Source organism: Bacteroides sp. CAG:189 (genome assembly GCF_000432295.1).
Classification (GTDB): Bacteria; Bacteroidota; Bacteroidia; order Bacteroidales; family Bacteroidaceae; genus Bacteroides; species Bacteroides salyersiae.
Genome location: NZ_HF991021.1, coordinates 7,325 through 32,478, shown reverse-complemented (window position 1 = coordinate 32,478; position 25,154 = coordinate 7,325). Strand labels below are relative to the sequence as shown.

13 protein-coding genes are annotated in these 25,154 nt (G+C 40.0%); all 13 read left to right on the top strand.

What is annotated here, in order from left to right; translation table 11 throughout:
* Nucleotides 1-42 precede the first annotated feature (42 nt).
* The gene (locus QVP90_RS04400; protein ID WP_021935752.1) at nucleotides 43-1,053 is read left to right on the top strand and encodes a hypothetical protein; all 1,011 of its coding nucleotides are present in this window, start codon (nucleotides 43-45) and stop codon (nucleotides 1,051-1,053) included.
* Nucleotides 1,047-1,310, top strand: coding sequence for a glycoside hydrolase family 38 C-terminal domain-containing protein (locus QVP90_RS04395; protein ID WP_005926610.1), 264 nt, complete (start codon nucleotides 1,047-1,049; stop codon nucleotides 1,308-1,310). Before QVP90_RS04400 ends, QVP90_RS04395 begins: the two co-directional genes overlap by 7 nt.
* A gap of 24 nt (nucleotides 1,311-1,334) precedes the next feature.
* Nucleotides 1,335-1,958, top strand: coding sequence for a hypothetical protein (locus QVP90_RS04390; RefSeq protein ID WP_021935751.1), 624 nt, complete (start codon nucleotides 1,335-1,337; stop codon nucleotides 1,956-1,958).
* A gap of 439 nt (nucleotides 1,959-2,397) precedes the next feature.
* The gene (locus QVP90_RS04385) at nucleotides 2,398-4,395 is read left to right on the top strand and encodes a T9SS type A sorting domain-containing protein (protein ID WP_021935750.1); all 1,998 of its coding nucleotides are present in this window, start codon (nucleotides 2,398-2,400) and stop codon (nucleotides 4,393-4,395) included.
* Between the two features lie 152 nt (nucleotides 4,396-4,547).
* On the top strand, nucleotides 4,548-7,466 hold the full coding sequence (locus QVP90_RS04380; RefSeq protein WP_021935749.1) for a LamG-like jellyroll fold domain-containing protein: 2,919 nt from the start codon (nucleotides 4,548-4,550) through the stop codon (nucleotides 7,464-7,466).
* 15 nt (nucleotides 7,467-7,481) lie between these two features.
* Nucleotides 7,482-9,740, top strand: coding sequence for a fasciclin domain-containing protein (locus QVP90_RS04375; protein ID WP_021935748.1), 2,259 nt, complete (start codon nucleotides 7,482-7,484; stop codon nucleotides 9,738-9,740).
* Between the two features lie 16 nt (nucleotides 9,741-9,756).
* Nucleotides 9,757-13,029 (top strand): SusC/RagA family TonB-linked outer membrane protein, encoded by a 3,273-nt coding sequence (locus QVP90_RS04370; protein WP_007478937.1) that lies wholly within the window; start codon nucleotides 9,757-9,759, stop codon nucleotides 13,027-13,029.
* Nucleotides 13,030-13,043: 14 nt separating this feature from the next.
* On the top strand, nucleotides 13,044-14,528 hold the full coding sequence (locus QVP90_RS04365; RefSeq protein WP_007478936.1) for a RagB/SusD family nutrient uptake outer membrane protein: 1,485 nt from the start codon (nucleotides 13,044-13,046) through the stop codon (nucleotides 14,526-14,528).
* A 19-nt stretch (nucleotides 14,529-14,547) separates the two neighbouring features.
* A complete protein-coding gene (locus QVP90_RS04360; RefSeq protein WP_007478935.1) occupies nucleotides 14,548-16,101 on the top strand; it encodes a fasciclin domain-containing protein in 1,554 nt (517 codons plus the stop codon).
* A 5-nt stretch (nucleotides 16,102-16,106) separates the two neighbouring features.
* Nucleotides 16,107-17,726, top strand: coding sequence for a fasciclin domain-containing protein (locus tag QVP90_RS04355; RefSeq protein ID WP_005926585.1), 1,620 nt, complete (start codon nucleotides 16,107-16,109; stop codon nucleotides 17,724-17,726).
* Nucleotides 17,727-17,743: 17 nt separating this feature from the next.
* Nucleotides 17,744-20,881 carry a SusC/RagA family TonB-linked outer membrane protein gene (locus tag QVP90_RS04350; protein ID WP_021935747.1) on the top strand — a complete coding sequence of 1,046 codons (3,138 nt, stop codon included), beginning with the start codon at nucleotides 17,744-17,746 and terminating at the stop codon, nucleotides 20,879-20,881.
* A gap of 17 nt (nucleotides 20,882-20,898) precedes the next feature.
* Nucleotides 20,899-22,611, top strand: coding sequence for a RagB/SusD family nutrient uptake outer membrane protein (locus QVP90_RS04345; protein ID WP_007478932.1), 1,713 nt, complete (start codon nucleotides 20,899-20,901; stop codon nucleotides 22,609-22,611).
* Between the two features lie 6 nt (nucleotides 22,612-22,617).
* The coding region (locus QVP90_RS04340; RefSeq protein WP_288203952.1) for a rhamnogalacturonan lyase at nucleotides 22,618-25,154 on the top strand (2,537 nt) is incomplete at its 3' end.

Below are 25,154 nucleotides of genomic sequence, written 5' to 3'. Positions count from 1 at the left end.
GGACGACCTTGGTTTGGACAGCGTGATCCGGAGAAGGTACCTTTGACTATTAAGACAGGAAATGCCAATGTTGATTTTACGAATAAGTTGGTTGAACTTGAAAATAGTGACTATCCTTATGACTTTACTGTACTTTCCTGGACTTTGTGGGATAATAGTCCACTGGATGCTGATGTGCCTTTTGTTGTAAAAGCTTGGAATGAAAAATATGCTTATCCTAAAGTAATTATTAGTGGTGGGCATGAAATTATGTCGATGATAGAAGAAAAATATGGGAAACAATTACCGGTAGTGACCGGAGATTATACGGAGTATTGGACAGACGGCATCAGGACGGCTGCCGGACTAACATCAAAGAATAGGACAGCAAAAGAACGACTGGTGCAAGCAGAAACTGTTTGGTCGTTGTTGGCGGATGGCAAGAAGGCTTCTCGATTTGACGAAGGTTGGAGATATATACTTTTAGGTTCTGAACATACATGGTGTTTTGAGAATCCTACTGAACCCTATTTTCAAGATGCGATCTGGAAAGTCAAACAATCCTATTTTCACGAAGCCGAGAACAGGTCTCAGGATATGATGGCAGAGTCATTGGCCCCCATTACTGATAAATCGGATGGTGCATTGGGGCCTAAAGAGGGTCTTTCTAATGGCGGCATTGCAGTTATTAATACGCATACTTGGATGCATGATGGAATTATCGCTTTGTCGAAGGCAGAGAACCTGAAAGGAAATAAAGTGTTGGATTCCAATGGTGAAGAGGTACTTTCCCAACGCTTGTCGACAGGTGAGTTGCTATTTCTTGCAACAGGTGTTCCGGCTCTAAGTTCTTGTCATTACCGGGTGGTTGAAGGTGATTGTTTACTTACAGGAGATTGCAAAGTAGATAGTGGGAGTTTAGAGAATGAATTTTTAAAGCTTCACATTGATTCAAAGACAGGTAAAATTGGTTTCGTTGATAAAAAAACGGTTATGATTATGTGGGCAATGATGGAGCTGATACTTTCACTTGGCTTCCTGCGAATGAAAACCAACCCTTGGCAGATATGGTAACAAATATTTCAGTAATAGAAAAAGGACCGTTAGCCGTAGAATTACGTGTGGTCTCCAAGGCTAAAGGATGCCGTAACATCTCTCGTTCTGTTCGATTATTGGCTAACCAGCCATGGGCAGAGATAACAAATGTAGTGGATAAACTACCTTTGACCGAAAAAGACGGTATACATTTTGGTTTTAACTTTAATATTCCCGGTTCTAAAACCCGTGTCGACATTCCTTGGGGAATTATGGAAGTGGAAAAAGATCAATGAGTACAAGGAAACAGAAATTGGCTTGTGCTACAACGATGGTTGGATATTTCCAATGAAACACACGGTGTTACTTGGTGTGCTTTGGATGCCCCTCTGTTTGAATATGGTGACAGGCATGCCAATATTTCGATGGGGTGGGGTGGACAAGGTAATTGGGTAACTAAGTTGGAACCCAGTTCTACGATCTATTCGTGGGTGACGAACAACCATTGGCATACGAATTTTCCATTAACTCAAGATGGTCCTGTAACGTTTAGATATCGTATTTTACCTCATGAAGAATATGATGTAGCAAAAGCAAACCGTTTTGGCTTAGAACAATCTCAACCTTTAGTTTATGTAACAGCGGATAAAGATCCATGTGTGCAACCTCTGCTTGCAATTGATAATCCGAAGGTTTATCCGACAATACTTAAATCTTTGGACAAAGATCGTGTATTGATTGTTCGTCTTCGTTCTTTATCTGACGGAGAAGAAAATGTGAAATTATTATTTCCACATAAGAATTCTAAGAGAATCTCTCTTTGTAGACCGGGAGAGGTTAATAGTGAAAAGATTGATGAAGAGTTGGTAATGAAACCTTATGGACAGGTTACGTTGAAATTGGAGTTTAAAAAAATAAAGGAGGGGAGAAATTTTGAATGTTGAGTTAATTTGGGTTTCAACGTATATTGGGCAATTGAGTATTAGGGTGATGCTGTTTTACAATATCTTTCTTGATTCTTTGAAACTGTGAATTGTTAACGCGAGGTTTATGTGTTAGGGTTAGTTTGTTAGAATCTGAAGAAGGAATAATTGAATGTATATTTCTCAGTTAGAAAACCGGGATATTTGAGGTCATTTTTATTATATTTCTTTGAATTCCTATGTTTGGTTTACGTTTTAAAATGAGTTTATACACTTTGCTATGATAGAAAGATAAAAGATTTGTATGCCCCTCCTTTCCTTTAATATGAAATCATAAAAATCAATTTTTGTATCAATTCAGCCAAAATTTATATGGCCCCGTGTTCGATAACTGCGTATTTTTGCATCATAATCAATTTAACTAATAAATAACTGTTGTTAAACTAATAATTTAAAAACTATGAGAAAGAATACTTTTCTTAGTGTAGCGCTTTTAGCAGCGTCTGTGTCTGTAGTTAATGCCCAAGAAGCCCCGAAGGAGTTGTTCTGGCAGAATAGTAGTAATACTGGAATTTGGAGTATAATGGACTCTGAATGGGGAGAAGATTTAGGTGGGTTTTACTTGCCTACAGGTTGGCAAGAAGGCTGTATGGCAGTTTTCAATGGTGGTGGTGCGTTTGCTGATGCTGATGGTAATGCTAAAACGGTAGAATCAATCAAAGTGAGCGGTGAAATGCAAGTAGGCGGTATTAAATTTGATAGTGATAAGAATTATTCCATTTCATATAGTTCAGATAAAGCTACGGATAAAATAGTAGGAGACGGAACTTTGATAAAGGAAGGTACAGGTACGTTAACATTAAATGTTCTCAATCAACTGAAAGGTGGTACAATTGTAAGGGGTGGTCAAGTAAATTCTGATAAAAAAGATTCTCCCAATGTTTTTGGAGATACAATTGTGCTCGATAACGGGTCTATTGGTGTAGCTATGAGTGAAATCTCTACTCCTGCATGCCAATTTACTGTTCCTGTTGGTATCCCTGAAGGAAAAGTGGGCTCTATTTGGGCAGGTCGCTATCTTCAGTTCACTAATAAATTTTATGGAAAAGGAACATTAGTTATTTATGCCGGTGGTGAACGTACATATATTACTGATGACAAGGCCGGTAAGAAAGACATGACTTGTTGGGATGATTTTGAAGGGGATCTTGTAGTTGCTGCTAATAAGACTGTTGAGTATGCAGAAGGTAAAGCTCCGGCTTTTTTCGGATTACAATTCAATACTACAAAAACATTTACTGGAGTAGCAGATATGGAAGGGATAGACTCTACTTTGGTTAATACAAAAGTAACGTTGAAAGAAGATGCCGGTTTAACAGGGGTTAGTGGTACGCGTTGTTTTGCTATAGGTGAGTTAAATGCAGAAGAGGGTGGTTTCCTCTCTGGTTATGGTTCCGGAAGTTCTAATCCGGTAATTTGGTGGTCAATAGGTAATTCAAATACAGATGTAACAAATCTTCCTCTCTGGTTGAGAGATAATACGAAAGCAAATAAAAATGCATTTGGAGTAATAAAAGAAGGTACAGGTACTTATATTTTCACAGGTACTAAAAACTCTGATACGGGTAAGGTATTCTTGGGCTTACATGTAAAAAAAGGTCGTGCTTATATCAATACTCCGGTTGATGATCCGACAATTACTGCATTGTGTAGAAGTGAAAAAACTGCAATGGCTATTTATGAAGGTGCTATTGGCGGTGGTAATGGACGTATAACAAGTGAAGTTATCGTAGATGGTGGAACATTGGAAGTTGGTTGTCAAGGTATCGGTCAATTAATTTTGGATGATATTGAGGGACAGAGCTTAAAATCACCGTTAACTGTAAAAAATGGTGGTACGGTGGAATTTGAACTTGCAAATGCTACAAGTTATGATAAGTTGACTTCTAATAATACTGCTACGTTTAATGGCAATAAGATTATTGTAAAGGCTGCTGAAACATTTGACATTAAAGATGGTGACTCTTTTACTATTTTGGATGCTGCTATTAAGCCGGAAGGTGATACTTATGAGGTTGAGTTCCAAGGGTTCCCTGTTAGTTTGACATTGGCTGCTACAGAGGAGAGTTATCAATCAGGAACTAAAACCGAGGGTGAAGGAGAAACTGCTACAGAAGTTCCGGTGATGGGATATAAGATAGTAATTACAGCTAAAGGTAGTGGCTCCGGTACGGGTCTTGAAGATTTTAATGTTGCTGATGAATTGGCTGTCTATGCACAGAATGGAAGCATTGTAGTAAAAGGTGCTGGTGTAGAAAATGTGATAGTAATGAATACTCAGGGACAGGTAGTGGCTAACACTAATGCTTCGATAATTCCAATGAATACAGTACAGGGTATGTATATTGTAAAAGTAAAAACAATAGCTGGTATTGTAACGAAGAAAGTGATTTTGTAAGACAACTAATAAAAAAGGAGAGGCGGTATCTATTCAGTCCGCCTTTCTTTTGATTCGTATATTTGTTTTCCTTTTTAATTCTTATATTACGTACTGATGAGAAACTACATCTTCTTCTCTTTCCTGCGTATCACAAAATTATGATTAAATTTATGTATAAGAGATTTGTTACCGCATTGCTCTTTCCGCTTTGTATGGGAGGAGGATTGTATGCACAACAGTTGGCTTTTCCTGGCGCTGAAGGTTATGGACGTTTTGCAAAAGGTGCAAGAGCCAGTGAATCTCCGGAAATTTACCATGTGACTAATCTGAATGATTCCGGAGAAGGTTCCTTACGTGATGCAATCAGTAAGCCCAACCGTGTTATTATATTTGATGTTTCGGGAATTATTAATATTAAATCCCGCCTTGTGTTTTCTAAAAATCTAACGATTGCCGGACAAACAGCACCGGGTGATGGTATTACGATATATGGAAACGGGGTCTCTTTTTCTGCGTCTGATAATATCATTGTTCGTCATTTACGTATGCGTATGGGATTGAAAGGTGATTCCGGAAAAGATGCAGCAGGTATTGCTAATGGTAGTAATATGATATTTGATCATATTTCGGCAGCATGGGGATTGGATGAGAATTTCTCTATAAACTGGGACGACAAAGGGTATGAACCTTATAATATAACGATTCAAAACTCTATAATCGGCCAAGGAATTATGCCACATGCTTGCGGTGGATTGATACAGTCTAATGGTGGAATCAGTTTGTATAGAAATCTATATATTGACAATAAAACTCGCAATCCGAAGGTAAAGGGATTAAACCAGTTTGTTAATAATGTAGTGTATAACTGGGGTGATGGAGGATGTTATATCCTGGGTGATACAGATGCTTCTTCTTGGGGAGTAATTACTAATAATTATTTTATAAAAGGTCCGGTAGCCGGAACAAAAGCTTTTGTAAGGGCTAAACCTGCTTTTCAAGTTTATCAGAAAGGCAATATGATTGATTATAATGTTGACGGAGTCTTAAATGGTTATGAGGCAACGGAGGAGGATTTTCTCAGAGATGGGAGTGATCCTACGAGTTTGAATGTTACTTTCGTAAAATCTCCTGAAGATTTTGATTTTTCTAATTATTCCAGACGAAAGCTGGAAGGAGATCAGAAAATAGTGGTGTCGACTGATGCGGAGAAGCATCCGGTTATTATGGGAGAAACTACTGCCGTAGAAGCTTATAATTGGATTGTGGAAAATGCAGGAGCTTCTTTGCCGACACGCGACGAAGTAGATGGCTATATGGTCGATGAACTACTTTCTTTAGGAACTAAAGGAGCTTTGTTAAATTCGGAATCGGAAGTTGGATTGACAAATGGTGTAGGGAATATTTTTGCAGGAAACCGTCCTCTGGATACTGATAATGATGGAATACCTGATGCTTGGGAAGAAGCTAACGGGTTGGATAAAAATGATCCTACTGATGCGGTAAAAATGGCCGCTAATGGATATTTGAATATTGAAAATTACATAAATAGTATTGATGGTCCGGTAATGGATTATGTAAAATATCCTACAAATGTACAATTATCCAGTTTAGGAACTGATAATGTTTCTATTAAATGGCAGAATAACGCATCGGAATCAACTGCTCTTATCTTGGAATATTCTGCAGATAATAAAACCTTTACTCCGGTTGTGCTGAATACAGATGTAACTACTTATAAATTAGAATCACTAACTCCTAATACGACTTATTATATTCGTCTCAAAACTGTTAATGGAGAATTAGAGTCATTATACTCTTCCGTATTGGAAGTAACTACACGTGGAGTTCCTATTCCGCCGGTCGCTTCTATCAATCCTGTTCCGGAAAATGCTTCTACCATTTCAGATTACAGTACGGTACGTCTTTCGTGGGAAAATAAAACGGGAGTATGGGCTGGTACGGTATCTTATTCTGTTTATCTTGGAAAATCGGCTACTACAATGGAGAAGGTGGTAGACGCTACTACCCAGATGGTAGCGACTGTAAATGTAGAGCCTGCGACTACCTATTATTGGCGCATTGATGCCAAAAATGCATTAGGAGCGAATGAAGGAGATGTATGGAGTTTTACTACGGGTACAAAACCTAAACGTGGAAAGGTAGCTTATTATTCGTTTGATGAAACGGAAGGTGCCTCTTTGAATAACGAATTCGGAACAGCAGCAGTTGCCAAGAACTTTACTCCGGAATGGGTGACAGGTGTTCGGAATAATGCTGTGAACTTTAATACTGTGAATGCATCGTTTGTGCAAGAGCATTATGATGCATTGGAGTTAGGAAACGAATCTTTTAGTATTGAATGCTGGTTTAAGTCGGCAGGTGGTTCTGTCGATTGGTATTTGTTACACAAAGGTAGTCATGCGGATAATAGTTATGAAGGTGCAACAGGCAGATGGTTCGGTATACAGTATCAAAAGAATTCAAAAAATGACCGTTTGACTTGGGCTATCGATGATAATGTAACTAAGACGGATGTAAATGTAACTGGGGCTACAGCTAAATTCTTCAATGACGAATGGGTACATCTGGTTTGTGTACGCGATGTTGATGCCAAGGAGTTGAGAATGTATGCAAATGGTTCCTTAGTTGCATCCGGCGCAGATAAAACCGGTAATATCGGTACGGTAGAAAGAATGGCGATTGGAAACTGTAATACAGCTTACGAAAATGGTTTCCAAGGATTGATGGATGAGCTTTCTATCTATAATGAAGTATTGACTGCAGAGGAAATTGCAGATCACTATAACACGGGTACGGGCATACACTCTAATAGAATGGATACTCCTGCAGCGGGATTGGCTTATCCGATGCCGTTTGCTGACGAGTTTTATATTCCTGTGATTAATGTAGAAGATATGCCTGCTCAAATAACGATAATGAATGCTTCCGGGCAGGTTGTTCACCAAGTAGAGGTAATGGTTCAGGGCGGAATGGCTCACGTGAAGGATGTGGGTAAACTCCCGGCTGGATACTATATCTACATGTTGCAACTGGATGGTAAGACATGGGTTGGTAAAATTGTGAAATAAATAAATAGCGATAAGATGAAGAAATATTTTCTAATGGGTCTTTTCTTTTTCTCTCTGGTCTCTTGCCAGAGAGAAATCGATAAGTATTATGAGATTCCGGATTGGTTGAAAGGAAATGCTTATGAAGTGATGGAAGATAGAGGTAATTTCTCTATTTTCATGAAAGCGGTGGATCGGAGTAGTTATGCAAGCCTGGTAAAAGGGAAAGGTATTGTTACCGTAATGGCGCCTACCGATGATGCTTTTAGTGCTTATTTGACTAAACATAATTATGGTTCAGTAGAGGATATTTCTCAAACAGAACTGGATAAGTTGATAGGGTATCATTTGATTTACTATTCATATACGAAACAAAACTTTATGTTTTATAATCCGAATGGGATAGATGCCGAATTGGAAAATCCGGGGACTTATTTTAAGTTTAGAACTAAAAGTCGCGATGCTATCTCTACAGTGAAGGATTATGCGAACGGCGGTGTTATTCGTAAGATTATGCATAAGGATCGCTTTATTCCTGTCATTTCAAATTATTCATTGTCCGGTTGGAGTAGCTCGCCTAAAGATGAGTATGAGAAAATGTTCCCGGGATCGACTTATGGCGGTGGAACGAATAATTTTAATATTTCTAATGCCGGCATTGTCGGTGATGAAATAGTAACGGATAACGGTTATTTATATGTAGTCGATCAGGTACTTGAACCTCTTGAAACTTTGTATACGGAAATGAGCCACGAAGGTTCGGAATACACCAAGTTCGCTGCTATGTATGATCGCTTTGTGAAATATGAATACGATGAAGATGCTACAGCTGATTATGGTAATGGTGATTCTTTATTTGTACATTCTCATTATTCTTTACCTTCCATAGCATGTGAATGGACGAATTTGTCAGAATATTCTATTCCTGATTATGCTCAGCTAAATTATTTGTCTTCTATTTCTTTTACAGTGTTGGCCCCTGATAATGCAGCAATTGATGAATTCTATCGAAAATATTGGGCAAATTCTTTTTCTTCATTGGAGGAGGTTAATTATGTTCCTTTATATTATTTTATGAGTGCGCATGCCGGAGAGTATAGGGGTAAAATGATGACATCGACTGCTCTGTCTGCGATTATTAATATGAATGATCTTTACGACGGTGTCACAATAGCAGAACCTGACTATGTGAAAGTTTGTACAAATGGTATTTTGGGGGGAATGAAGGGCAATGTGATCACTCCTGAGCCTTTTGAATCTCCGATGGCTCCGGCTCTTTGTAATAAGGATTATAATATTTTTGCTTTAATAGCTCATAGGGGTGGTCTTATAAGTAAGATCCAATCGATAAACGAGACTCAATTTAATATATTTTTTCCGAGTGACGACATGTTGAAAAGAACCGAGTATAATGGTGACTTCATCCAATACTTGAAAGGAAATCCTTATATAATTAATGATGAACAAATACAAGTTGCTAATGCTGAAGACGGGACATTGGGTAATCTGAATACTACTCAGGCACAGGAAATAGCAGGTGCACATGTAATGGATAATGTGCTTTCTACTCGTAATGGTGGTACAGAGATAATTTATGGCTCTTATAATGATTTCGAATATCTGTATAGAGTTAATGATGAAATCTATTCTTCGGCTACATGGAATTCAAAAGCATTAGGTAATGAAGTATCTGTACCCACTGCGAAGCTGATAAAAGATTACGGAGAATTCGGGGCATCCTATGCTTTGGAAGGAGATAATACGACGGTTGCCTTATTGCCGGAACAGGCGAACTTTAAAGATCGTGTCATGCAAGACAAAAACATGAATGATTATAAAGGGATCAATGTGTATTTGAATGCATCAAACGTTGGAAAAGGAGATAATGCGTTTAGTTTTATACAAGGTAACCGCTTTATCATTTTTATCCCAACCAATGAAGCAGTAATGGCAGATATGACTACCGGTCCCAAACGATTTCCTGTAACTGGCTCTATGGATCAAAGAAATATGTATGTGACCAGCCTTTTTATTGATGTTTCTTCCAGTGGATTAGTAGATTATCCTTTCCCTGTTACAGGTAAGCGGACAGAAAAAGTACTTACGACATTTGGAACCAAAACTGTAAATGGGAAGAAAGAAAGCATTACAGTTACACTAATCAATGAAGCAGATGGCAGTATGAAGTTGAGGGATGCGAAAGGCAATGAAGTGAATGTAACTTCCTATTTCCCTTATATCTATGCTGACGGTGCAGCTTACGTGATAGATGGTGTATTGGATTTATTGAATTAATATAGAATAGAGAAAAATGAAAAGGAATCGAAATATAATCTTGACATTGCTACTGTTGGCTTGCGTACAATCGATATGGGCGCAACAAGTGTTGACGGGTACAGTAATGGATAAAGTTTTTAATGAACCGTTGATGGGGGCCAATGTATATGTCACGAATGCTTCGAACCGTTCTTTGGGTGGTTGCATCGTCGATATCAATGGTAAATACAGATTGTCTATCCCTGATCAGAAAGGGTTGTCTATTGTATTCTCTTTTATAGGATATAAAACACAAACGATTAAATATACCGGGCAAAAAGAGCTTAATGTAACTTTGGATGAAGAAGGTATGTCTTTGGATGCTGTAGAAATTACAGCAAAGAAGATAGAACGAAATTCAATGGGACAGTCTGCCCGTGAAATGATATCGGCTACGCAAAAACTAAGTTTGGGTAGTTTGGATACGGCTCCGGTAACTTCTGTAACCGAAGCTTTACAAGGAGCAATGGCGAATGTGGATATTTTGACTGGTGCTGATCCGGGTTCCGGTAGTTCAATCCGTATTCGCGGTACTTCTTCATTGAATGCTTCCAGTCAACCTTTGTTTGTGGTAGATGGTGTACCTTTGCCTGTAGATGTAGACGATGATTTTAGTTTTGCTTCGGCCAACTCCGAAGATTACGGTTCGTTACTGAATATATCTCCGGCAGATATAGAGTCTATTGAGGTGTTGAAAGATGCTGCTGCAACTGCGGTATGGGGGTCTAAAGGTGCTAATGGTGTTTTACTGATTAAAACGAAGAGAGGTAGTAAAGGACGTTTGCAGTTTAACTTCAATACAAAATATGAATTTAGCAAGGAGCGTACCGGAGTGAAGATGCTGAATGCAAATCAGTACATTTCGATGATTCAGGATGCTATTTATAATACAGTATCCGATTTAGGAGCTCAGTCTTCTAAGTCACAAGAGTATCTGAAACTTTTATACAATACAAAAGAAATTGGTTTTGATCCTGCATGGCAATATTTTAATGAATACAATCAAGATGTTAACTGGTTGGATGAAATAACTCAAAACGGTTATACTACAGATAATACTTTTTCTGTATCCGGTGGTGGTGATAAAGCAAATTATCGTCTTTCATTGGGATATTTAAATCAGGAAGGTACGACAATCGGTACTGCTTTCGAGCGTTTTAGTACGTCATTCAATACGGATTACCGTTTTTCTGACAAGTTGGATATTTCTTTGCAATATAGCTTCTCACGCGGAGTGACAGATGCAGCTTATACAGATGACACCGATCAATTGAAAAAAGCATCTGTACGTGGACATGCTTTGACGAAAATGCCCAATATGAGTCCTTATGTGATTGGTGCAGACGGACAGCGTACCGGTGAATATTTCACTCCTTATGAATCATTCGGTATGACTTTTGCTAATGATAAAGTATATAATCCGGTAGCGATGGTTAATGAGGCCACTAATCGTACAATTGCAACAAACAGTCGTATGACTTTCGTTTTGCATGCAAAATTATTTAAAGATCTGGATTATTTTGGGACGGTAGGTTTCAATGGACAGTTTTCGAAAATTAATCGTTTCTTACCTCAAAGTGTAACGGGAGTTGCGTTTGAGCACAGTTCTTCTGCACTGAATTATGATATCGGTAAAGATGTTTTATACTTAACTACTGAAAACCGTTTAGTGTATAATAAGACAGTAAGCGATGATCATAAATTCTTGGTGAGTGCTATTTTCCAGACAGGAGATAAAACGACCAGTACTTATAGTAGTAAGGCTGCCAATACAGCTTCTTCGGGGATAACATCGCCCATTGCAGGTAGTACTATCTTGAAAGGTGGTTCCGGACGTACGGTAAATCGCGATATGGGAGGTACGCTGAATGCACAATATATTCTGCAAGGGAAGTATATGTTTAACGGTGGTTATCGTATGGAAGCCAGTTCTGCTATGGATGCAAGTAGCCGTTGGAAAGGATTTCCGACATTCGGTGTAGCTTGGCATTTGGGTGAAGAAGAGTTTATCAAGCGTTTAGGATTTATTTCTTTAATCAAAATACGTTATAGTTGGGGACAGTCTGGTAATGCACCTTCCGGAACATCTCCGTATATCGGAACATTCGAAGCGGTGACTCCCGGTTATGGCGATATGAATGCTGTAAAACCTGCAAGTCCGGATTTAACTCATCTGAAGTATGAGACGATTACTTCTAACAATATCGGTGTGGACTTTGGCTTATTTTCTGATAAAGTGAACTTTACATTTGAATTATATAAGAAAGTCACGGATGATTTGTTGCAGAAAAAAATGAAAGTGCCCAGCTCAACAGGACTTTCCACTGTTGCTTGGTATAACTCCGGTAAGATTCAGAATAAAGGTTGGGAGTTTAATATTGACATTGCAGCTGTTAAAACGAAAGATTGGAGTTTTAATTTTGGATTTAATATATCACAAAATAAGAATGAAATTCTGGAACTACCCGAAAATAAAAATGATGAACTATATACATTCGGAAATAAAAACTATGCATACAGTGTAATGATGGGTGACCCGCTGGGTTCTTTCTATGGATATAGATATAAAGGTGTATACCAGAATGTAGAAGAAACCTATGCTGTAAATACCAGTGGACAGCGTATTTTGGATATTGATGGTAATCCGGTGGTAATGAAGAATGGTGACCAGAAAGTTTATCCGGGTGATGCACGATATGAAGATGTGAATGGTGACGGTGTGATCGATGAAAACGATATTGTGTATTTGGGTAATAGTAATCCGACGTTGACCGGCGGTCTTAATTTTACTCTTCGTTATAAAAAAGTCAGCTTAGTAGCTGCTTTCCATGGGCGTGCCGGGCAGAAGGTTATCAACCAGGCCCGTATGGATATGGAAAATATGCGTGGAAAGAATAATCAGAGTGTAGCTGTATTGAGACGTTGGAGAAGTGAGGGGGATGATACAGATATTCCAAGAGCTTTGTATGACAAAGGCTATAACTATTTAGGTTCAGACCGTTTTGTTGAAGACGCTTCTTTTTTACGTTTGAAGACTGTGACTTTGAAATACCAAATGCCGGCCAAATGGATGAAAGCGATAGGAGTGAATAAGTTGGAACTCTATGCAACCGGTTATGATATGTTTGTTTGGACAAAATATAAAGGACAGGACCCGGAGGTTAACTTAAAGGCTGCCAATGACGGTACAGTAGCGCAGGTGGCTATTGACTCAAATAATACACCAAAACCATTTAAGATTGCGTTCGGCTTAAATTTGAATTTCTAAATAGGGAAGAAGTGATGAAAAAGATTAAATATTATATTTTAGGACTTTTAGTTACATGTTCCGTTTCATCGTGCGAGGATTATCTGACGGTGCTTCCGGAAAACAATCAAAGTAGCTTTGAGTATTGGGAAACAAAAGAAGACGTGGAGGCGGTACTTGCTGCCGGGTATGTGAATCTTAGAAGTTGTGTCGAAACGTTTTTATTGTGGGGCGAAGCCCGTGGCAATGGTTTGGATTATCTGTCAACATCCGGTTCAGATTTGCAAAAAGCAGGTCGTAAACTCCGTGACTTCGATATTTTGCCTGATAACAAATTATGTGATTATAGTAAACCGTATGCTGCAATTGCAATGGCGAATGCCGTTATTAAATATGCATCGGACGTTGTAGAGAAAGACCCTTCTTTTGATAGGAATATGTGTCGCTCATTTATGGCGGAAGCTTTCTTCCAACGTTCATTGGCATACTTTTATTTGGTACGCACCTTTAAGGATACTCCGTTTGTTGTTGAACCTTATGTAGATGACAGTGCACCGTATGTGATGGGTAAGACCGATGGCACTACCATTCTGAAATCATGTATCAGTGATTTGGAAACGTACTTGCCTAATGCAAAAGAATTTTTTCCGGAAGTGGATAATGATGATCCGATTAATACCAAAGGACGTGCTACGCAGTGGGGTATTCATGCATTGCTGGCCGATATGTATTTGTGGATGGGTGATTATGATAATTGTATTTCACATTGTAATTCTGTCATTAGTTCCGGTAGAGTCGGTTTGATTAATAACGGATTTATGAACTTTTTCCCGGGCAATAGTAATGAAGGTATTTTTGAGATACAATACAGCAATCCGAAAAGCCAGACCAATAGTTTTCAAACTTGGTTTAAAAGTTCAAGTGACGGCTATTATAAAATAACAGAGTATGTGAACGGACTGTTCGATATGGAGTCCAATGATATTCGTGGATTAAATTACACTTATAATGCGGACGGATATATCTGGAAATATCTGGGTGTGGATAAAACGACTGCACGGGCAGCTTCCGAAAATGATCAGAATTATATCATCTATCGTTTGGCGGATGTGTTGTTGATGAAAGCGGAAGCACTTATCATGCAAGGACACAACGAAGATGCTGCCGATTTGATAGATCGTACTCGCGAACGTGCAGGTTTGGGAGAGACAACCCTAAGTGATGATCGTATGGTAATGCTGGAGACTTTATTAGTAGAACGTCAGAAAGAGTTTTTTGGTGAAGGTAAAAACTGGTTTGACTTATTGCGTATCGGATTAAGAAGTGAACAATTGAATGATACCCAATATAAGACGCTTTTTGTCGAACAAGCTTTAAAGGCAGTGGGTGCTTCTCGACAGTCGTTAGGACGTGCTACTTTAGCAAACTCGGGCTCTTGGTATTTACCTTATTCGGAGGATGAGTTGAGCAAAAATCCTTTATTGGAGCAGAGTGATTATTATCAGAGTATTAGTAACTAATATAATATAAAATAGCGATATGAAACGCATAATGATTTTATTTGCTGCAGTATTCTCGTTGATATGGGGGGGATGTTCCGATCCATTCGAGAACCAGGCCTTCCGAGAAACAGATAAGATGCCGGCAGCCAGTTATATGGAAGCTAACAGTTCGACTTATTCTTTGTGGGTCGATCTATTGAACTATACAGGACTGTTTAATACAGTCAATTTGAAAATGGATTATACTTGTTTTGTTCCCGACAATGACGCAATGAGCGCTTTTCTACAAAAGAAAGGAATTTCATCGGTTCAGGGATTGAACAAGGAAGAGGCTGCAAATTTGGTGCGCTATCATACTATCGCATCTCATCAGTATACCTCTTCAGACTTCTCTGACGGGATGTTTCCTGATTCTACAGCCAGTGGTGATTATCTAAGCTTGGATATGCGCGACGGTGGACTTGAAGCGATGTATATTAACAACGAAGCCCGGATTAAGAGATTAAATACGATGACGACCAACGCGGTAATCCATACGTTAGAGTCGGTGCTGACCCCTGTTACAGGTATGATTGTGGATAATTTGGGAGGAGAGTTTTCGTTTATGAAGAATTTGTTGGAAGTGACCGGATATAAGGATATGCTGTCAACTCTTTATGTGAATGACGTGAAAAGACGTTATACGCTTTTTGCTGTCCCCAATGCTGTATTTACCGAAGCTGGAATTGAATTAAATATTGCTTCGTTAGCTGCATATTTAGGAGAGACCGATACAAATTACGATGAGGAACAAAACCTTGTGTCCCGTTATGTCGCTTATCACATTGCTACTACGGCTTATTCATATGCTGACTTGAATGCGGATATTGATAACAATACCTCTAAAAATATCACAATGGCTGCTTCGAATTCATTGATGAGCTGTAATTTGGTGAATGATGCTTTTTATTTGAACTATGATAAAGGGACGCAGAAAGGGATTACTGTTACAGAGAAGAATATCAATTGTAAGAATGGTGTAATTCATGTAGTAGACGGGCTGTTGGAAGAAGTTGTTCCGAAAGCTACTACCGTGAAATGGGATTTGACGGACTATGAAGAGTTAGGAGCCATCTGTGAGAAGTTCCAGTTGGCCAATTTATCTGCGACTTACCTTTACAATTATTTGGGATTTGACTATCCTTCATGTTATGCATACTCCTCTTCCAATTTTGACTATTATCTGGCCAATAAGAATGAGGTAGCTTATAAATGTGTAAATCATGATTGCCTGCGCTTCCGTTTCTCCAAATATGGATGGATACAAATGCGTACTCCGATGATTATTGCAGGCAAATACACTGTTTCTTTAGCGCATTATAATGTCGCTGCCAAAGAGAAAGGTGGAAAATGGGCTGTTATCATTGATGGTGAATATGTGGGCGGACAGGTAACTACTACCGGTGAGTCTACCTCTAAAAGTTCCTATTCTACTGTAAAGGTCGGTGAAGTGGAATTCGCAGAATCTGTGACGCATACAGTACGTTTCCTTTCGGGAAGTACCGAAACGTCTTATTTGGATTGTTTAATCTTCGAACCTGTTAAAGAATAAAAGTTATGAATAAGTCAATCATATATTTATGTATGCTGTTTGCAATGGTATTCATTTCCTGCGGAGATAAATGGGATGAATATTATAATGGCAATGACGGATCCAAGGAAGAAGAATTGGATCAGACCCTTCAGGAGTTTTTTGCAGAACACAATGAGTATAATGCATTTTACAAAGAACTGGAGTTGTGCGGTCTTGATGAAGAGCTGACAAAAGATCAGCAATTAACCCTTTGGGTAGTAAATGACGATGCTATGGCGGCTTCGGGTATAGAAAAGGATGATACTTTACGTATGAAATACCACATGAATTATCTGCCTTTTCTGCAAAGTGATTTAAAGGACGGGCTTCGCATTCCTACTTTGAACAATATTTATCTGCAAATAACCAGACAAGGAGAAGAAGTGTACGTAAACCGTTCGAAGGTGGAGTCTTCCTACCGTTTGAAGAACGGCGTAGTGCATGTAATCAGTGAATTGATGAAATCAAAAATAAATATGTTTGATTACATTAAATCATTACCGGATGAATATTCTATGTTCCGTGATTCTATAATGAAAAATAATGAGATGCTTTTTGATAAAGCCAACTCAATTCCAACAGGAGTAGATATAACCGGTAATACGGTATACGATTCTGTGTTCTATGTTTATAATCCCTTGTTTGAGAAAGCACAGTTCAATTCAGAGTTTAAGCAGTTTACTTTATTTCTTCCGGATAATGAGGTGTTGAAAGATTGCTTTACAAAGTTGAACACACAGTATAAAGCAATGGGAAAAACGGTTACGGCAGTAGATTCGGCTAATGCTATGACTTGGATAAAAGAAGCGGCTTTCTACACCGGAGAATTGAAAACCTTCACTGATGCTGATATTTCTTCTGCTTTTGGAAGAATATGGCGGCCTGGAATTCAAGAGATTGATCAAAGTAGTATGGAAGAATTAAGTAATGGTATTTTGTATAAGATGACAGAGGTAAAGATTCCTACTAATTATATTTTGACTCGTATTAAATCGTTGGTACATTATTATGAATATCTGACTGAAGCGGAACAGCAACAGTATTATACTTTCATGAATACGACTAAGATTTCTATTTTTGAGGATTCTGCGACTCCGAAACCGGAGATTTTGTCGAACTATTACATTTTGGATTTGAATGGAGATGAAGAAGCTTCTGATTTCTGGGTGGAATTTCCTCCGTTGGAACGATATAGAGATAAAGATACGGATCCTTATCGGGCACGAATTATGCAAGTTCCTTGTGGTGAATACGATTTATATATGGGATTCCATAGTAGCGGTCACCCGTATGTCAATGTTTATTTTGACGGTGATACGGATGGAACGACTTCTTCACCGGATGCTAATATGCAATTAATAGGTTCTAATCTTTCTATCGTATCATCTACTCCGTGGAATTTTGACCGTGTAAATGAGACAACGGCCGACCTGTACGGTGATAAAATAGTGAAGTGGGACGGATTAGGTGGATTGGTCGGTACTGTGACTGTCAAAGGTGATGGTATGAGCTCTTTCCGAATTCGTGTAGAGTTCTATAAAGGTGATAGTAAAAAGTTACGCATTTATCACTGGGCATTGAAGCCTTCGGCTAATAATTATTAATCTTAAGCATTAGAGCAATGAATAAGTATAAAATTATATTGATAATATTCTTTTCCATCCTGAGCCTTTCAAATTTAATGGCACAGAAAGGTGGAATAAAAGTTTCGGGTAAAGTGGTTAGTTCCTATGCTAACCGGCCCTTGCCTGATGCAATAATTACCATATCGGGTGTGGACAAAACTGTGGAGTGTGACAGTCTTGGGCGTTTCTCTGTAGATGGCGTACCGGCAAAAGCCACAATTTCGGTATGGTGTCCCGGTTTCTATACCAAAGAAGAACCGGTTGCTAATCGTGAACAGGTACAGATTGTAATGATACCCGAAGACATGGAGGGGTATTCCGAGAAAGTGACGTTACCGTTTCGCGGAATGGTCGTTCAGAAGAATAAGTCGACAAACTTGAGTTCGGTAAGTAAGAATGGGTTGAACTTAAACTTGACAGACGTTGAGGAGGGGTTTAGAAACATTCCGGGGCTTCAATTGATATCAAAAAGCGGACAGAGCCAGGAAGGCAGTTTCTTTAGTATCCGTGGTGTGAATACGATGATTGCCAATTCTACTCCGTTGATCGTGGTTAATGGAGTACCTTATATGCCTGATATGAATGAATCGGGTATTATCGGTGGATACTCTAAGGATATTTTTAATATTCTGAATGTTCAGGATATAGAAAACATAACGGTTTTGAAAGGTGCCGATGCCGCCATGTATGGTTCTTTAGGTTCCAATGGAGTAATAATGATTGAAACGGATAAAGCAGCCGATTTGGATACTAAAGTAGAGTTTATAGGCCAATACGGATTATCCTGGAATACTTCTACATTGCCGGTATTGGGCGTAGACGATTATAAAAGCTTGATGGGAAATGTGGCTTTGACGAAATATGAAGATATGTCTGATGCGTTGAATGCTTTTCCGTATTTGAAAGATGATCCTGAATTTTATTACAAGTATCTGTATAATAACAATACCGATTGGCAGGATTTGATTTATCGGAATGCTTTTGTTACGGATAATGTATTGAAAATTAAGGGTGGTGATGCTATTGCTAAATATGATTTTTCTATTGGAGTAAAAAATAAACAAGGAACAGTGGAAGAGACGAATTCGTCGAAATATTATGCCCGTATGAATGCGGATGTGACATTGAGTAAAAACGTTTCTTTGTTCTCGACCATTTCGTTTGCTTATACTAATAATCGGGTGGCCGAGCAGGGAATGGTGCTTGAAACCAATCCTCTTCTGACTGCTTTACGCAAAGGTCCGTTATTTTCGCCTTATAACAAAGATGACAAGAATAACCTTTTGCCCGATTTTGCATCCATTCGTGACGAAGACGGAGCATTGATTGTGAACAATAGTGTAAGTAATCCGTTGGCAGTCGTTAACGATGTCGAAATGAAAGAGCACGCTTATGATGTGCTTCTTGATGCCGGGTTGCAATACCGCATCAATGAGAATTGGAAACTGAAAGCCACCTTCGGATTAAATTATAATTTGAAACAGGAAGATGCATTTGTTCCCGGGATGAGTTCTATGACAATCATGCCTTTGGATAATCAGTTAGCCAAAAACACAGTACGTTCGGCAGAAGGAACGACATTGAACACATATTATGCTTTGAATTTATCTTATCTTAAAAAGATTGCCCATATACATACAATTGCCGCCTCTTTGGGTGGACAAATTGCAATGAATAGCATTGATTATAACGCAGGAAGTGGATACAACACCGCAAATGACTATTATAAGACACTGAACAATGTGCAATCTATCGGACGTAACTATTTTGGATATATAAATAAATGGAATTGGATGAATTATAATGCTTCTGTGAAGTATAATTATAATAATCAATTCTTTGCTGGCGCCAATCTGGCAGCAGACGGTTCATCTGCAGTGGGGGCTGACGCGGCTCGTATTTATCTTTACCCGGCTGTCAATGCAGCTTGGAACATCCGCAATACATTGTTTAAGAATGTTACTTTCTTGAACGATGTGAATTTACGTACGGAATATGTGATGACCGGTAATAGCCGCTTTGCATCTTCTATCGGCGAATATTACTATTTGAACAGAGTATTTAAAGGGCTTTCCGGATTGGTACGCGCAGGGATACCCAGTGTGAAAATTACCCCTGAAAGAACAAATACCTGGAATTTAGGCTTGGATGTGGCTATGTTTAATAACCGTTTGACGTTCTCTTTGGATTATTTCGACAGCAGAAGCAAAGACCTGATTATGCCTGTAACGATTTCTTCGGTATATGGAACGGATTGCATGTACCGTAATTTAGGCGAAGTTTCTAATAAAGGTATCGAATTTGGTGCACAGCTTGCTTTGATTCAGAATCGCGATTTCAAATGGTATGTAGGTGGTACGATTTCTACCAATAAGAATGAAGTGAAGAGTTTGGGCGGAGAGAATTCGATGATTCTTTCCATGAGTGATGGCTCTGCCGTTATTTCTGAAGTGGGACAACCGTTGTACTCTTTCTATGGCTATCAGACGGATGGTGTGTTTGCAACGGATGACGCTGTTGTTGCTGCCGGAAAAGACGGACAGGCATTGACTAATGCTATCGGGGTTGCTTTTGCCGCCGGTGATATGCGTTTTGTCGATCAGAACGGTGATGGTAAGATAGATAAGGAGGATCGCGTGAATTTGGGTAACGCCCTTCCAGACTTTTATGGAACTTTCTATACTAATTTCCAATACAAGGGGCTGGCAGTATCAGCCGTATTTGGTTATAGCAAAGGAAATAAAATGTATAATGCCGTAAGACGTACCATGGAATCCATGTCTGATTTTTCCAATCAGTTGACTTCCGTAACGCGGCGGTGGATGTATGAAGGCCAGATAACGGATATTCCTCGTGCCGTATACGGTGACCCGATGGAAAACAGTCGCTTTTCTGATCGCTGGATAGAGGATGCTTCTTATTTGAAACTGAAAGAGTTGATGGTAAGCTATAAGTTTAATCTGTTTGCCGGGACTACCGTGTTTGTTGCTGCCGAGAACTTATTTACTGCTACCAAATATCTGGGTATGGATCCGGAAACAATGTACTCTTATGATAGCTCTATGCGTGGCTTTGATTACGGTAAGATAGCTTCTCCACGCACTGTGAAGTTAGGTTTTAAAGTTCAATTCTAATATTAAAGGTGAAGATTATGAAAAAGAAAATATATTTCCTGGCTTTGTTATTTCCCCTGTTGTCCGGGTGCGATGATTTCTTTGCACCTAATACGGATGATACATTGCTGGAAAAAGATTATATCGGTACTTCTTATGAGTTGTATACCGGATATATGGGGTTGGCTGCCTGTGTGCAGGATGTAGTAGATCAGGCAATGTTCTTGGAAGGCCTTCGTGGAGACCTGTTGGAACCTACTACTAATGCTCCGGTAGAAATGTGGGACGTTTATAATTACAAGGATTTGCAACAGCCGTTCTCTGATAATGCATTGGCTGATCCTAAAGGGTTTTATGCCGTGATATTGAATAGTAATGACTATCTGGAGCATGTATTTGAATATAAAGAGAAGTATCCTACTGTATTGTCGACAAGTGATTATAATGGTATTATAGGTGGAGCATTGAGATACAAAGCTTGGGCATATCTGATGCTTGCTAAAATTTATGGAGAAGCGGTTTATCTGGATGATCCTTTGGCCACTTATCAGGATTTGTCTCAATATCCGGTGCTTAAGTTTGATGGAATTATCGATAAATGCATCGATCTGATTGAAACGGGTATGAATGGTGTCAATGGGAAAGGAGATATCCGTTGGTCTAATACTTTATATCCGGGTCAAGGCGACTCTCCCGAATCATTGGAATGGAACCGTATTTGTCCCACTCCCGAGTGTTTGTTGGCAGAATTGTATTTGTATAAGACTAAAAAAGAGAATACTGATGAGGAGAACGCTGTTTATTATCAGAAGGTATGGGATAACTGTGTGAGTATCATTCGTACAGGGGGAACTCAAGAGGCCAGTTTTACTTTGAATAAGTCAAAGTATGAGGGATCATGGAGTCAGTTGTTTTCAACGACCTCGTATAATCGTCAGGACCATATCTCCGTTGCTTTCTATGATTATAGCAAAAAGCAGACGAACCATGTAATTGAGTATTTCTCTAATACTTATCCCAATAAATATTATCTGCGTCCGGCTGCGGCTGCCGTAACCCGTTGGGAAAAGAGCGGAGCTAATGACCAGAAATATCGGGGTATCAATAAGTCTTATAAAGAAAGTACGGAAGGATTGATTTTTTATAAATTCCTGGGGGCTCATACTACCAGTGATTATATTTATCGTAATGACGTACCCTTGTGTTACTATAAAGCTGCTGATATTCACTTATGGCTGGCCGAAGCCTGCGCCGGATTGGGACGTTATCGCGAAGCACTGCAATTCCTTAACGGTCAGTCTTCTGCCCGACAGAATTTCGGCTCGCTCTATAATAAGAATGCTAATATGTTCGATCCTCCATTCTCTGACTATCCTATTTGCCTTTATCAGTGTGTAGGTAAAGAAAGTCAGTTGAATTGTCAGGGCGTTCGTGGTCGTGTGAATGTACCGGCTGTGGGAGAATGGATATTGGGAGAAGACGAAACCACCAACGATGTGATTGTTGAACCCGAATATGCCCATTGGATGGTAGACTCGCTGCTTGTAGAAGAATCGAGATTGGAGTCTGCCGGTGAAGCACGTACTTATTACACGATGTTGCGTTCGGCAAGACGCTGGGGCGACAAGGCACGTAAGATATGGGCGGATAAGGTTGCTGAGAAATATACTACTGCGACTTCTGTAGGCAGCAATCTGGAAGCAACTGAGGAGAACTGGTTTATAAAATATGATTTGAAGTTGAATAAGTAAGATCGAATGAAGAAATTAAGCATAGTATTATGGTTTTTGCTCCTTGGAGGCATGATGATGCCTCTTTGGGGGCAGGCCCAGGAAAAGTTGGGGAGAGGCGTTGTTGCCGTGAAGTCTTCCGACGGTGTGTTCCTGTCTTGGCGCAGTCTGGCCACGGATACAAGAAAATTAGGTTTCGATATCTACCGGGATGGCGTGAAGATTACGGCTGCTCCGGTAGTAACCACTACTAATTATGTCGATAAAGACGGTACGGTCGATTCCCGTTATGTCCTTAAAGGAATATTGGATGGTACAACGACCGAGACAACGAAAGAAGTGACCGTATGGGCAGAGCAATTTAAGAAAATTCCTCTGAAACGTCCGGAAGGCGGAGTGACTCTGCCCTATGATGTGGTTCAGACAGATAAAGATAAAACCCGTGAAACGTATCCCGACGGGCAGGAGTACACATATACTCCGAATGATTGCAGCGTAGGCGATGTGGATGGAGACGGAGAATATGAAATTATAGTGAAATGGGATCCTACCAATTCGCGTGATAACTCTTTCTATGGATATACGGGAAATGTATATCTGGACTGTTATAAATTGGACGGCACTTTTATGTGGAGAATTGATCTCGGAAAGAACATCCGTGCCGGTGCCCACTATACTCAGTTTATGGTATACGATCTGGACGGTGACGGCAAGGCCGAAATTGCTTGTAAGACGGCACCGGGAACAATCGATGGTCAGGGCAAATTTGTAATTATGGGCAGTGATGATCCTAATGCCGATTACCGCTCTTCCGGAAGCAAGGCCGGGATCGTAGTGGATGGTCCCGAATATCTGACTGTTTTTAACGGGCAGACGGGAGCAGAGATTTCAACAATTGCCTATAGTCCTCTTCGCGGAAATATCAACGATTGGGGCGATGGATACGGGAACCGTTCGGAACGTTATCTGGCATGTGTCGCTTACCTTGATGGAGTAAAACCGAGTCTGGTGATGTGTCGTGGATATTATGCACGTACCTCACTGACTGCATACGACTTTGACGGAACGAAACTGACGATGCGGTGGGCACATGACTCCAAAGTATCCGGTTCGGGTGCTTTCGGACAGGGAAACCATAACTTGTCGGTAGCCGATGTGGACGGCGATGGATGTGATGAGATCGTTTATGGTGCCTGTGTCATCGATCATGATGGAAAAACACTCTATCGCACCGGGTTAGGGCATGGAGATGCCATTCATCTTTCCGATCTGGATCCCGATTTGGAAGGACTGGAAGTATTTTCACCTCATGAAGAAAAAACGGCTGCTTATGGATATGAGATGCATTCCGCCGGAACGGGTGAAGTCATCTTCGGCGAGAAGACCGGAACGGATGTGGGACGTGGCATTGCTGCGGATATCGACCCGAACTATCGTGGGTTTGAAATGTGGTCTACGGCCAATGGAAATGTGTACGATTGCAAAGGAAATATAATCGCGACTAAGAATCGTCCTTCAGTGAACTTCAGAGTATATTGGGACGGTGATTTGCAGGATGAATTGCTGGATGGGGTGAAGATAGACAAGTGGAACGGTACGAAAGTGAATCGTATGATTACTCTGTCCGATTATAGCAATGCCGCTTCTTGCAATTCTACCAAAGCCACTCCCAACCTGAGTGCCGATATCTTTGGCGACTGGCGCGAAGAGGTCATTCTGTGGGATTCGAAGACGTGTTCCGACCTGTTGGTTTTCACAACGGTGATACCTACTGAATATAAAATAACGACTCTGATGCACGATCACGTTTATCGTATGGGAGTTGCCTGGCAGAATGTTGCTTACAATCAACCTCCTCATTTAGGCTATTACTTAGGAGATTGGGACACGGAAAATGCTTCATTTGCAAAGAAAGGAATCGGCTTTTTGAATCAGTCGGTAGAATTGGGCGAAGCGATTTCTCCTATTTCATATTCTTGGAAGAATGCCGAAGATGTAAAAATTACCGGGTTGCCGGAAGGGCTTACCGCTACGGTGGATAAAGAAGAGTGCCTTTTTACGATTGAGGGAACTCCGGGAGCAACAGGTACTTATGCATATACTATAGAGAGTGTCGGCGGGCTTACCGTGGCAACCCTTTCCGGAACGATTAAGGTGAAAGCTCCGGTGGTATTGAACGAACTGGCTTATTTCCCGTTTGATGAGACTACCGGTACATCGGCTGTCAATTCGGTATATGGAAGGGCCGAAGCGGTTAATTTCACTCCTACATGGATAAGCGGTGTTCGCCAACAAGCATTGGAGTTGCCTGCAACTCCTGCCAACCGCAGAATGGAACAAGCCTCTTATGATGACCTGCAATTGGGAACTAAGGATTTCAGTGTTGAGTTGTGGTTCCGTTCCGACGGCGGTACCGGTGTCGACTGGTATCTGTTCCATAAAGGCAGCCACACAAAGAATGCTTCGACCGGTGCTACCGGAAAGTGGATGGGATTGCAGTATAAGAATGGAAATCTGACATTCGGCATCGATGACGATGTTACGAAATCCAATCTGGACATTCC